11 protein-coding genes are annotated in these 12,146 nt (G+C 70.4%); 9 read left to right on the top strand and 2 right to left on the bottom strand.

The genetic code is table 11. The features are described 5' to 3' along the window. Window positions 1–159 precede the first annotated feature (159 nt). The 6 genes from eccD to ACFXMG_RS24490 all read left to right on the top strand — a co-directional run bounded on the left by eccD (window position 160) and on the right by ACFXMG_RS24490 (window position 7,208). Window positions 160–1,659 carry a type VII secretion integral membrane protein EccD gene (gene eccD, locus ACFXMG_RS24515; protein ID WP_383827626.1) on the top strand — a complete coding sequence of 500 codons (1,500 nt, stop codon included), beginning with the start codon at window positions 160–162 and terminating at the stop codon, window positions 1,657–1,659. A 166-nt stretch (window positions 1,660–1,825) separates the two neighbouring features. After that, window positions 1,826–2,116, top strand: a complete 291-nt coding sequence (gene rpsO / locus ACFXMG_RS24510) for a 30S ribosomal protein S15 (protein ID WP_043230508.1) — start codon at window positions 1,826–1,828, stop codon at window positions 2,114–2,116. Between the two features lie 267 nt (window positions 2,117–2,383). Next, complete coding sequence (locus ACFXMG_RS24505) at window positions 2,384–4,594, top strand: polyribonucleotide nucleotidyltransferase (protein WP_384119638.1); 2,211 nt, start codon at window positions 2,384–2,386, stop codon at window positions 4,592–4,594. After that, entirely contained in the window at window positions 4,591–5,970 is a 1,380-nt protein-coding gene (locus ACFXMG_RS24500) for a M16 family metallopeptidase (protein WP_383830687.1), read from the top strand. Before ACFXMG_RS24505 ends, ACFXMG_RS24500 begins: the two co-directional genes overlap by 4 nt. Before the next feature lie 27 nt (window positions 5,971–5,997). Continuing rightward, window positions 5,998–6,750 carry a 4-hydroxy-tetrahydrodipicolinate reductase gene (gene dapB / locus ACFXMG_RS24495; protein ID WP_383830684.1) on the top strand — a complete coding sequence of 251 codons (753 nt, stop codon included), beginning with the start codon at window positions 5,998–6,000 and terminating at the stop codon, window positions 6,748–6,750. A gap of 5 nt (window positions 6,751–6,755) precedes the next feature. Then, entirely contained in the window at window positions 6,756–7,208 is a 453-nt protein-coding gene (locus ACFXMG_RS24490) for a hypothetical protein (protein ID WP_383830681.1), read from the top strand. On the opposite strand, the gene ACFXMG_RS24485 is transcribed toward ACFXMG_RS24490, so the two are convergent. Beyond that, window positions 7,198–7,746, bottom strand: coding sequence for a hypothetical protein (locus ACFXMG_RS24485; protein ID WP_383830678.1), 549 nt, complete (start codon window positions 7,744–7,746; stop codon window positions 7,198–7,200). The two genes, ACFXMG_RS24490 and ACFXMG_RS24485, sit on opposite strands and share 11 nt — an antisense overlap. A 54-nt stretch (window positions 7,747–7,800) precedes the next feature. After that, a complete protein-coding gene (locus tag ACFXMG_RS24480; protein ID WP_383830675.1) occupies window positions 7,801–8,040 on the bottom strand; it encodes a hypothetical protein in 240 nt (79 codons plus the stop codon). 158 nt (window positions 8,041–8,198) lie between these two features. Between ACFXMG_RS24480 and thyX the strand changes: the two genes are divergently transcribed. From thyX to ACFXMG_RS24465, 3 genes are all read left to right on the top strand, one after another. After that, complete coding sequence (gene thyX, locus ACFXMG_RS24475) at window positions 8,199–8,939, top strand: FAD-dependent thymidylate synthase (RefSeq protein WP_383830672.1); 741 nt, start codon at window positions 8,199–8,201, stop codon at window positions 8,937–8,939. Window positions 8,940–9,116: 177 nt separating this feature from the next. After that, window positions 9,117–10,016: a 4-hydroxy-tetrahydrodipicolinate synthase gene (gene dapA, locus ACFXMG_RS24470; RefSeq protein WP_383830669.1), complete on the top strand. Its 900-nt coding sequence runs from the start codon at window positions 9,117–9,119 to the stop codon at window positions 10,014–10,016. Between the two features lie 115 nt (window positions 10,017–10,131). Further along, entirely contained in the window at window positions 10,132–11,817 is a 1,686-nt protein-coding gene (locus ACFXMG_RS24465) for a ribonuclease J (protein ID WP_383830666.1), read from the top strand. The last annotated feature ends 329 nt before the right edge of the window (window positions 11,818–12,146 follow it).

Here is a 12,146-nt window from a genome sequence, read left to right as displayed (position 1 = left end):
GCCCGCGGTCCACGGCGTCCGACCCGCGGTCCACGGACCGCACGCGCACGACCCGCGGCCCGCAGCGCACGACCGCGGTCCACGACCGCCGGCCCGGACCCGGGCCGCCGGCCCGGACCCGCCGGACAGGATCACCACGAGGGGAAGCAGCAGGTGAGTATGACGGCCCCAGCCACGGCCGGCGGAGCCGGCCAGTCGGCTCCCACCACCGTGTTCCACGGCGGCACCGGCTTCTGCCGGATCACCGTCGTCGCGCCCGACGGCCGCGTCGACGTCGCACTGCCCGAGGACGTCGCGCTCGCCGACCTCTACCCGGAGCTGCTCCGCCTCTCCGGCCAGACCCCGGCCCCCGGCGCCCCGGTCGGCTACCACCTGGTACGCCGCGACGGCACCGTCCTCGACGGCAGCCGCTCCCTGGCCGCCCAGCGCATCCTCGACGGCGAGCTGCTGTCCCTGCGCCCCTTCGCCGAGTCGCTGCCCCCGGCCGTCTTCGACGACGTCTCCGACGCGGTCGCCTCCGCCGTCTCCAAGGACCGCACCCTGTGGTCCGACGCCCTGATGCGCGGCGCCGGCCTCCTCGGCGGCTCGGTCCTCCTCGTCCTGCTCGCCTTCGTCCTGTGGACGGCCGAGCCCCGCCACGACATGCACGGCCTGCCCGGCATCCTGGCCGCCGTCACCGCCGTCCTGCTCCTCGCGCTCGCCGCCGTCCGCGCCCGCGTCTACGACGACCGCGGCTCCGCCGTCGCGCTCGGCACCGGCGCGATGGCGAACGCCGCCGTCGCCGGCTCCGGACTGCTCGCCCTCGCCGACGGCCAGGGCATCGGCAAGCTCCAGTTCCTGCTCGCCTGCACCGCGGTCCTCGTCTGCGCCGTGATCCTCACGATCGTCTCCCCCGGCGGGGACGGCCCCTTCGTCGCCTTCGTCTTCGCCTCGGCCGTCGGCATGCTGGTCGGCTTCGCCGCCATCCTGACCGACCTCACCCCGGCCGAGACCGCCGCGGTCTGCGCCCCCTTCGCCGTCGGCGCGCTCGCCTTCCTGCCGGGCCTCTCCACCCGCTTCGCCCGCCTCCCCATCGGCTTCGAACCGCCCCGGACCACCGTCGGCGGATACGGCTCCGAGGCCGAGCCCCAGGGGCCGGTCGACGCCGCCCGGATCGCCGCCCAGGCCCGCCGCGGCCACGAGCTGCTCGTCGGCCTCGTCGGCGGCTGCGCCCTCGTCGCCGTCGGCTCCGCCGCCGTCCTCGGCTTCTCCGACACCGTCTGGGGCCAGCTGCTGGCCCTCGCCACCGGCGTCGCCATGCTGATGCGCGCCCACCTGTTCCGCTACACCGCGCAGGTCGGCTGCGCCCTCGCGGCCGGCCTCGGCTCCCTGGTCCTGCTGGGCCTCGGCCTCGCCCTGAACCCGCCCGTGGAGCTCCTCCTGGAGGCCCTCAAGGGCGACGGCGGCGGCCTCGACATCCGTACGGTGTGGCTCTCCGCGGCCATCGCCGGCGTCGCCGCGCTCCTCACGGCCATCGGACTGATCGTGCCGCGCAAGGGCGTGACCCCCTTCTGGGGCCGTTTCCTGGAGATCGCCGAGACGTTCGTGCTGCTCACGCTGCTGCCGCTCTGCCTCGCGGTCTTCGACGTCTACCACTCCATCCGGGCGCTGACCTCCTGAGCCGCCTGGTACGCTGTGTGACGGCCGTTTGTGTGCGCGCTCCCGGAAGCAGGCGAGATCCCGCCTCGGGGAGCAGCGCTCATCGGACCTCCGCTCCCGAGTCATGGAAGCTCCCCTGAGATGTAGACCAGGGGCACTCGCGGGCACGAAACCTGAGGAGAACCGCGTGGCTCTCGACGCCGCCGTCAAGAAGCAGATCATGACCGAGTTCGGCACCAAGGAGGGCGACACCGGCTCCCCCGAGGTCCAGGTCGCCATGCTTTCCCGCCGCATCTCGGACCTGACCGAGCACCTCAAGACCCACAAGCACGACCACCACTCCCGTCGTGGTCTGCTGATCCTGGTCGGTCAGCGCCGCCGCCTGCTGCAGTACCTGGCCAAGAAGGACATCCAGCGCTTCCGTACGCTGGTCGACCGCCTCGGCATCCGCCGCGGTGCGGCCGGCGGCGCCAAGTAAGACGCCGTGGAGGGAGCGGTTCCCACTTTCAGGGGGCCGCTCCCTTTGCTGTACGTGCGCGAAGTACCGACCGGCACTTACTCTGGTCGCAGAACGCCACAACCCGCGCGAGAAGCAGCCGGCACGCCGCCGGTCCTCGGTAGTGGCCCCCGGACCTCATCCCGGGTGCTTCGATCGAAGACCGGCCCGCCACATCAGTGCTTCTCCCGCACCCGTCCCGCGCCACACGGGCGCACGGACCAAAGACGAACGTAGGAGAAACCCATAGTGGAGAACGAGACCCACTACGCCGAGGCCGTCATCGACAACGGCTCCTTCGGTACCCGCACGATCCGTTTCGAGACGGGCCGTCTCGCCCGCCAGGCCGCCGGCTCCGCCGTCGCCTACCTCGACGACGACACCATGGTGCTCTCGGCGACCACCGCCTCCAAGCGCCCCAAGGACCAGCTCGACTTCTTCCCCCTCACGGTGGACGTCGAGGAGCGGATGTACGCGGCCGGCAAGATCCCCGGCTCCTTCTTCCGCCGCGAGGGCCGCCCCTCCGAGGACGCGATCCTCACCTGCCGCCTGATCGACCGCCCGCTGCGCCCGTCCTTCAAGAAGGGCCTGCGCAACGAGATCCAGGTCGTCGCCACGATCATGGCGCTCAACCCCGACCACCTGTACGACGTCGTCGCGATCAACGCCGCGTCCGCGTCCACCCAGCTGGCCGGCCTGCCCTTCTCCGGCCCGATCGGCGGCGTCCGCGTCGCGCTGATCAAGGGCCAGTGGGTCGCCTTCCCGACGCACACCGAGCTTGAGGACGCCGTCTTCGACATGGTCGTCGCGGGCCGCGTCCTGGAGGACGGCGACGTCGCGATCATGATGGTCGAGGCCGAGGCCACCGAGAAGACCATCACCCTCGTGCAGGGCGGCGCCGAGGCGCCGACCGAGGAGATCGTCGCCGCGGGCCTCGACGCCGCGAAGCCGTTCATCAAGGTCCTCTGCAAGGCCCAGTCGGACCTCGCCGCCAAGGCCGCCAAGCCCGAGGGCGAGTTCCCGATCTTCCTGGACTACCAGGACGACGTGTACGCCGCGCTCTCCGACGCCGTCCGCGGCGAGCTGGCCCAGGCGCTCACCATCGCCGGCAAGCAGGACCGCGAGGCCGAGCTCGACCGCGTCAAGGAGATCGCCGCCGAGAAGCTCCTCCCGGCCTTCGAGGGCCGCGAGAAGGAGATCTCCGCCGCGTACCGCTCCCTGACCAAGGCCCTGGTCCGCGAGCGCGTCATCAAGGACAAGGTCCGCATCGACGGCCGCGGCGTCACGGACATCCGTACGCTGGCCGCCGAGGTCGAGGCCATCCCGCGCGTGCACGGCTCCGCCCTGTTCGAGCGTGGCGAGACCCAGATCCTGGGCGTCACCACCCTCAACATGCTCCGCATGGAGCAGCAGCTGGACACCCTCTCCCCGGTGACCCGCAAGCGCTACATGCACAACTACAACTTCCCGCCGTACTCCGTCGGCGAGACCGGCCGCGTCGGTTCGCCGAAGCGCCGCGAGATCGGCCACGGCGCGCTCGCCGAGCGCGCGATCGTGCCGGTCCTCCCGACCCGCGAGGAGTTCCCCTACGCGATCCGCCAGGTGTCCGAGGCCCTCGGCTCCAACGGTTCGACGTCGATGGGCTCGGTCTGCGCCTCCACCATGTCGCTGCTGAACGCCGGTGTGCCGCTCAAGGCCCCCGTCGCCGGCATCGCCATGGGTCTGATCTCCCAGGAGATCAACGGCGAGACGCACTACGTCGCCCTCACCGACATCCTCGGTGCGGAGGACGCCTTCGGCGACATGGACTTCAAGGTCGCCGGTACGAAGGAGTTCGTCACCGCCCTCCAGCTCGACACCAAGCTGGACGGCATCCCGGCCTCCGTCCTGGCCGCGGCCCTCAAGCAGGCCCGTGACGCCCGCCTCCACATCCTCGACGTGATGATGGAAGCGATCGACACCCCGGACGAGATGTCCCCCAACGCCCCGCGGATCATCACCGTCAAGATCCCCGTGGACAAGATCGGCGAGGTCATCGGCCCCAAGGGCAAGATGATCAACCAGATCCAGGAGGACACCGGCGCCGAGATCACGATCGAGGACGACGGCACCATCTACATCGGTGCCGCCGACGGCCCGGCCGCCGAGGCCGCCCGCGCCACGATCAACGGCATCGCCAACCCGACCATGCCGGAGGTCGGCGAGCGCTACCTGGGCACGGTCGTCAAGACCACCACCTTCGGTGCCTTCGTCTCCCTGCTCCCGGGCAAGGACGGCCTGCTGCACATCTCGCAGATCCGCAAGCTCGCCGGTGGCAAGCGCGTGGAGAACGTCGAGGACGTGCTCGCGATCGGCTCCAAGGTCCAGGTCGAGATCGCCGAGATCGACCAGCGCGGCAAGCTCTCCCTGATCCCCGTGATCGAGGGCGAGGACGAGAAGAAGGACGACGCCTCCTCGTGACGTCCCGTAGTCCCGCGACGACGGCCCGCCCCTCCTCCGAGGGGCGGGCCGTCGCCCGTACCCAAACGCTTCTCCCGGGCAAGGACGGCATCGGCACCGTCCGCCGCACGACGCTCCCCGGCGGCCTCCGCATCGTCACCGAGACCCTTCCCTCGGTGCGCTCCGCGACCTTCGGCATCTGGGCCCACGTCGGCTCCCGCGACGAGACCCCCACGCTCAACGGCGCCACCCACTACCTGGAGCACCTCCTCTTCAAGGGCACCGCCCAGCGGTCCGCCCTCGACATCTCCTCCGCGATCGACGCGGTCGGCGGCGAGATGAACGCCTTCACGGCGAAGGAGTACACCTGCTACTACGCCCGGGTCCTCGACACCGACCTGCCGCTGGCGATCGACGTCGTCTGCGACATGCTCACTGGCTCGCTGATCCTCGACGAGGACGTGGACGCCGAGCGCGGCGTCATCCTCGAAGAGATCGCGATGACCGAGGACGACCCCGGCGACGTCGTGCACGACCTGTTCGCGCAGACCATGTTCGGCGACACCCCGCTGGGCCGCCCGGTCCTCGGCACCGTCGACACGATCAACGCGCTCACCCGCGGCCAGATCGCCCGCTTCTACAAGAAGCACTACGACCCGACCCACCTGGTCGTGGCCGCCGCGGGCAACGTGGACCACGCCACGGTGGTGCGCCAGGTCCGCCGCGCGTTCGAGCGGGCCGGCGCCCTCACCCGTACGGGCGCGGCCCCGATCGCCCCGCGCGACGGCCGGAAGACCCTCCGCACGGCCGGCAAGGTCGAGCTGCTGGGCCGGAAGACCGAGCAGGCGCACGTCGTCCTCGGCATGCCCGGTCTGGCCCGCACCGACGACCGCCGCTGGGCGCTCGGCGTGCTGAACACCGCCCTCGGCGGCGGCATGTCCTCCCGCCTCTTCCAGGAGGTCCGGGAGAAGCGCGGCCTGGCCTACAGCGTGTACTCGTACACCTCGGGCTTCGCCGACTGCGGCCTGTTCGGCGTCTACGCGGGCTGCCGCCCCAGCCAGGTCCACGACGTGCTGAGGATCTGCCGGGACGAGCTCGACAAGGTCGCCTCCGAGGGCCTCACCGACGAGGAGATCGCCCGCGCGGTCGGCCAGCTCTCCGGCTCCACGGTCCTCGGCCTGGAGGACACCGGCGCGATCATGAACCGCATCGGCAAGAGCGAGCTGTGCTGGGGCACCCAGATGTCGGTCGACGACATGCTGGCCCGGATCGCGGCGGTCACCCCGGACGAGGTCCGGGAGGTCGCCCGTGACGTGCTGACCCAGCGGCCCTCGCTCTCGGTGATAGGCCCGCTCAAGGACAAGCAGGCGGACCGCCTCCACCAGGCCGTCTCCTGACCTCCACCCCCTTAAGGAAGAAGTGCGATGAGCAAGCTGCGCGTGGCGGTCCTCGGTGCCCGGGGCCGGATCGGCTCCGAGGCCGTCAGGGCCGTCGAGGCCGCCGAGGACATGGAGCTGGTCGCGGCCCTGGGCCGCGGCGACAAGCTGGAGACCCTCACCGAGGCGGGTGCCCAGGTCGTCGTCGAGCTGACCACCCCCGACTCGGTCATGGCCAACCTCGAGTACTGCGTGGGCCACGGCATCCACGCCGTCGTCGGCACCACCGGCTGGACCGAGGAGCGCCTCGCGCGGCTGGACGGCTGGCTCGCCGCCTCCCCGGAGACCGGCGTGCTCATTGCGCCGAACTTCTCCATCGGCGCGGTCCTCACCATGAAGTTCGCGCAGATCGCGGCGCCGTACTTCGAGTCGGTCGAGGTCGTCGAGCTGCACCACCCGCACAAGGTGGACGCCCCCTCGGGCACCGCCACCCGCACCGCCCAGCTGATCGCCAAGGCCCGCGCCGAGGCCGGCCTGGGCGCCCAGCCGGACAGCACCCGCACCGGGGTCGAGGGGGCGCGCGGCGCCGACATCGACGGCGTCCGGGTGCACGCGATCCGCCTGTCGGGCCTGCTGGCCCACCAGGAGGTGCTGCTCGGCGGCGAGGGCGAGACGCTCACCGTCCGCCACGACTCGCTGCACCACTCCAGCTTCATGCCGGGCGTGCTGCTCGGTGCCCGCCGCGTGGTGGGCACCCCGGGCCTCACGTTCGGCCTGGAGCACTTCCTGGACCTGGGCTGAGGGTCATGGGCGGCAAGATCACGTACGTCTTCCTCGCCACCGTCCTCGTGCTGGTCTTCGGGGTGGTGGCGATGGAGGGCGTCCTGCTCCTCCTGACCGGCGAGCCGGCGGCCATGGGCATGGGCGCGGTCGCGTTCCTGCTGCCCTGCGTCGGCGCCTGGTTCCTGTGGAAGAACACCAGCTTCGCGCGGCGGGCCAACCGGCTGGCCGCGGAGCTGGAGGCCGAGGGCGGACTGCCCGTGGACGAGCTGAAGCGCAGCCAGGGCGGCCGGATCGACCGCGACTCGGCGGACGAGGTCTTCGCCCGGCGCAGGGCCGAGACGGAGGAGACCCCGGAGGACTGGCGCTGCTGGTTCCGTCTGGCGGTCGCCTATCACGACGCCCGCGACACCCCGCGGGCCCGCAAGGCGATGCAGCGGGCCATCGCCCTCCACGAGGGCCGGACGGTCAGCGCCTGACGCCGTACTCGGCGTGCCACGCCTCGACGGTGTCGGCGGCCCGGTCGAACGCCTCGATCCGGGAGAGGAAGTCCGCGCTGTGGTCGGTGAGCAGCACCAGCTGCTCGCCGGCCGTCCGGTCGAGGAGCAGGGCCTGTCCCTGGACCGTCCGCGGGAAGTTCAGCCAGCGCACCGGCTGCTGCGCGGTGCGGACCGCGGACACCTTCGACCAGGGGGTGGTGCCGGTGACGAGGAAGCCGACGCGGCGCACCCCGGCGCGGCTCACCCAGATGCCCATGCGCAGCAGGCGCAGCGCGGCCAGGATGATCAGTACGGCGAAGCCGAAGGTGACGAGCGCTCCGCCGACGGCACCCGCGGCGGCGATGATCACCGCGGCGAGCAGCACGAACGAGGCGAGCAGCAGCGCGAGCGCCGCCGCGCCGACCCGGTAGGGCCCCGGACGGTACGGACGGCGCCACTGGTCGTGGTCGTCGAACGGGAGCGCGACGGCATCGCTGGTGTCGAAGGCATGGTCGGCCGTCAGGAAGGGCAGGGGCACGGCGGTTCCTCACTCACAAGCACGCTCGAAGGGGCGGTGCCCGGTGAGGCTACCTCAGCGGTTGTCGGAGGCTTCGGACTGCTGCTGGTGCCCGGGCGAGTTCGTGCTGTCGAGCGACGGCATCCCGAGGACCAGGGAGCCGACGAGCCCGGCGGCGACGGTCAGGCCGAGCAGCGTGCGCCCGACGATCTGCCCGGGGCTGAGCCGTTCCCGAGGCGGGGGAGTGACGTTACTGCGGAACTCGTCGGCCTCCGACACGAACGCGAACGGTACGGCCTCTGTCCGCCTGAACATGGGTGTCACTCTCCTCGGTGGTGGTCGTGCGCCTCACCAGTACAGACGAGCGAACCGAGGGTTTGGTGCCGTTTTTCACCTAAGCAGCCGAATCTCCTCCTTCAGACGGAGGCCGCTACTGTGTTGCGTACGCAATGGATGACTGGAAGGTACTCCTGGTGACCGACACCCCCACCGAGCCGGCGAAGATCGACCTTCGGAGCGACGTCACCGTCGAACTGGTCAAGAGCGCCGCGACCGACTCCGACGTCCTGTGGGCGGCCCGGGTCTCGACGGCGGGGGAGCAGTCCCTCGAAGAGCTCCAGAAGGACCCGGAGCGCTCCAAGGGCCTGATCAACTACCTGATGCGGGACCGCCACGGCAGCCCCTTCGAGCACAACTCGATGACCTTCTTCATCAGCGCCCCGATCTTCGTCTTCCGCGAGTTCATGCGACACCGGGTCGGCTGGTCGTACAACGAGGAGTCGGGCCGCTACAGGGAGCTGGAGCCGGTCTTCTACGTCCCGGACACCTCCCGCAAGCTGGTCCAGGAGGGCCGCCCCGGCAAGTACGTCTTCGTCGAGGGCAGCCAGGAGCAGCACGACCTGGTCGGCCGCTCCATGGAGGAGTCGTACCGCCAGGCGTACGCCACCTACCAGGAGATGCTGGCCGCCGGCGTCGCCCGCGAGGTCGCCCGCGCCGTCCTCCCGGTCGGCCTCTACTCCTCGATGTACGCCACCTGCAACGCGCGCTCGCTGATGCACTTCCTCGGCCTGCGCACCCAGCACGAGCTGGCGACGGTCCCGTCCTTCCCGCAGCGGGAGATCGAGATGGTCGGCGAGAGGATGGAGGAGCACTGGGCCCGGCTGATGCCGCTGACCCACGCGGCCTTCAACAAGAACGGACGCGTCGCGCCGTAGGGCACAGATGTTCGTCCACTCCTGCGAAGTGTCCGTATTGCGACGTTTCGTGAAGTTCATCTAGGCTGATCAAACGGACCCGGCACTGCTTGAACCCCCGAGCAGGCAGTGCCGGGCTCCTCTTCTCACGTCCCCCGAGGGGACACCCGGCGCTGAGCAGCGAGTAGCGTGTTACCCATGGCTCCGATCTCCACTCCGCAGACCCCCTTCGGGCGGGTCCTCACCGCCATGGTCACGCCCTTCACGGCGGACGGCGCACTCGACCTCGACGGCGCCCGGCGACTCGCCACCCACCTGGTGGACGCAGGCAACGACGGCCTCGTCGTCAACGGCACCACCGGCGAGTCCCCCACCACCAGCGACGCGGAGAAATCGGAGCTCGTACGCGCCGTACTGGAGGCGGTCGGAGACCGCGCCCACGTCATCGCCGGCATCGGCACCAACGACACCCACCACTCGATCGAGCTGGCCCGCACCGCCGAGCGTGACGGCGCCCACGGCCTCCTCGCCGTCACGCCGTACTACAACAAGCCCTCACAGGAGGGCCTGTACCGGCACTTCACGGCCATCGCCGACTCCACCGGCCTCCCGGTGATGCTGTACGACATCCCCGGCCGCTCCGGCGTCCCGATCGACACCGAGACCACCGTCCGGCTCGCCGAGCACCCCCGGATCGTCGCCAACAAGGACGCCAAGGGCGACCTCGGCCGCGCCAGCTGGGCCATCGCCCGCTCCGGCCTCGCCTGGTACTCCGGCGACGACATGCTCAACCTGCCGCTGCTCTCCGTCGGAGCCGTCGGCTTCGTCTCCGTCGTGGGCCACGTCGTCACCCCGGACCTCCGTGCCCTCCTCGACGCCCACCTCGCGGGCGACTTCGAGAAGGCCACCGAGATCCACCAGAAGCTGCTCCCGGTCTACACCGGCATGTTCCGCACCCAGGGCGTCATGACCACCAAGGCCGCGCTCGCCCTCCAGGGCCTCCCGGCCGGTCCGCTGCGCCTCCCGCTCGTCGAGCTCTCCGCCCAGGAGACCGACCAGCTCAAGGTCGACCTCGCCGCCGGCGGGGTAGATCTCTGACACCAGACTTCACAACTGAATACGGCGACAACAGAAAACCGACAACAGCAAGTGCACGATTGTCACGCGCGCCACGTGCCGACCGGTACGTGGCGCGTGTGGTGAGGAGAGACTTTTGAGCCATCCGCATCCCGAACTCGGCGCCCCGCCGAAGCTCCCCCAGGGCGCCCTGCGCGTCACCCCGCTCGGCGGCCTGGGCGAGATCGGCCGCAACATGACGGTCTTCGAGTACGACGGCAAGCTGCTGATCGTCGACTGCGGCGTCCTCTTCCCCGAGGAGGAGCAGCCGGGCGTCGACCTGATCCTGCCCGACTTCACCACCATCCGGGACCGCATCGACGATGTCGTCGGCATCGTCCTGACCCACGGCCACGAGGACCACATCGGTGGCGTGCCGTACCTGCTGCGCCTGCGGCAGGACATCCCCCTCATCGGCTCCAAGCTGACGCTCGCCCTGATCGAGGCGAAGCTCCAGGAGCACCGCATCCGCCCGTACACCCTTGAAGTGGCCGAGGGCCACCGCGAGCGGCTCGGCGCCTTCGACTGCGAGTTCATCGCGGTCAACCACTCCATCCCGGACGCCCTGGCGGTCGCGATCCGCACCCCCGCGGGCATGGTCGTTCACACCGGCGACTTCAAGATGGACCAGCTGCCGCTGGACAACCGCCTCACGGACCTGCACGCCTTCGCCCGGCTGAGCGAGGAGGGCATCGACCTCCTGCTCACCGACTCGACGAACGCCGAGGTCCCGGGCTTCACGGCGCACGAGCGGGACATCTCGAACGTCCTGCGGAACGTCTTCGCGAACGCCCAGAAGCGGATCATCGTGGCGAGCTTCGCCAGCCACGTCCACCGCATCCAGCAGATCCTCGACGCCGCCCACGAGTACGGCCGCAGGGTCGCCTTCGTCGGCCGCTCGATGGTCCGCAACATGGGCATCGCCCGCGACCTCGGCTACCTGAAGGTCCCGGCCGGTCTCGTCGTGGACGTGAAGACGCTGGACGACCTGCCGGACGACGAGGTCGTGCTGGTCTGCACGGGTTCCCAGGGCGAGCCGATGGCGGCCCTGTCCCGCATGGCCAACCGCGACCACCAGATCCGGATCGTCCCCGGCGACACGGTCATCCTGGCCTCGTCCCTCATCCCGGGCAACGAGAACGCGGTCTACCGCGTGATCAACGGCCTGACCCGCTGGGGCGCCAACGTCGTCCACAAGGGCAACGCCAAGGTCCACGTCTCGGGCCACGCCTCGGCCGGCGAGCTGCTGTACTTCTACAACATCTGCAAGCCGAAGAACCTCATGCCGGTCCACGGCGAGTGGCGCCACCTGCGCGCCAACGCCGAGCTCGGCGCGATGACGGGCATCCCGAAGGACCACATCGTCATCGCCGAGGACGGCGTCGTCGTCGACCTGGTCGACGGCCGCGCCCGCATCACCGGCAAGGTCCAGGCGGGATACGTGTACGTGGACGGCCTCTCGGTCGGCGACGTCACCGAGTCCTCCCTGAAGGACCGCCGGATCCTCGGCGAGGAGGGCATCATCTCGGTCTTCCTGGTGGTGGACTCCACCACCGGCAAGATCACCGGCGGCCCGCACGTCCACGCGCGCGGCTCCGGCATCGAGGACTCCGCCTTCGACGCGGTGCTCCCGAAGATCGAGCAGGCGCTGAACAAGTCCGCCCAGGACGGCGTCGTCGAGCCCCACCAGCTCCAGCAGCTGATCCGCCGCATCGTCGGCAAGTGGGTCTCCGACACCTACCGCCGCCGGCCGATGATCCTCCCGGTCGTCGTCGAGGTCTGAGCCCGAAGGGCCTGACCAGCACGGCTACGGAGCGGGGCGCCTCGATTTGCATCGGGGCGCCCCGCTCCAGTACGTTTACGGCTCCACCAGAACGGGAAGCTCCGGCGCCGCAGTGCGCCCGGACGGCGGACCGGGAGGTGGGAAATCCGACTCAGATCATCTGATAAAGTCGGAAAGCGCCGGAAGGCCCCGAGGAAAACAAACTCAGGACCGGAAAGCACCGAGGAAATCGGGTCGGAAAGATCTGATAGAGTCGGAAACGAAGAAAGCGCAGGAAGCGCCCGGAGGGCCTGGAAACAGGAACGAAGGAAGCGTCCGCACCTTGAGAA

Source organism: Streptomyces sp. NPDC059201 (assembly GCF_042754585.1).
Lineage (GTDB): Bacteria > Actinomycetota > Actinomycetes > Streptomycetales > Streptomycetaceae > Streptomyces.
Note: the sequence above shows the minus strand (reverse complement) of the source record. Positions and strands in the feature narration are given on the sequence as shown.

Coding starts and splice junctions, on each gene's coding strand:
- eccD (WP_383827626.1), top strand. CDS start 160: ATGACGGCCCCAGCCACGGCCGGCGGAGCCGGCCAGTCGGCTCCCACC.
- dapB (WP_383830684.1), top strand. CDS start 5,998: ATGAGCAAGCTGCGCGTGGCGGTCCTCGGTGCCCGGGGCCGGATCGGC.
- ACFXMG_RS24490 (WP_383830681.1), top strand. CDS start 6,756: ATGGGCGGCAAGATCACGTACGTCTTCCTCGCCACCGTCCTCGTGCTG.
- ACFXMG_RS24480 (WP_383830675.1), bottom strand. CDS start 8,040: ATGTTCAGGCGGACAGAGGCCGTACCGTTCGCGTTCGTGTCGGAGGCC.
- dapA (WP_383830669.1), top strand. CDS start 9,117: ATGGCTCCGATCTCCACTCCGCAGACCCCCTTCGGGCGGGTCCTCACC.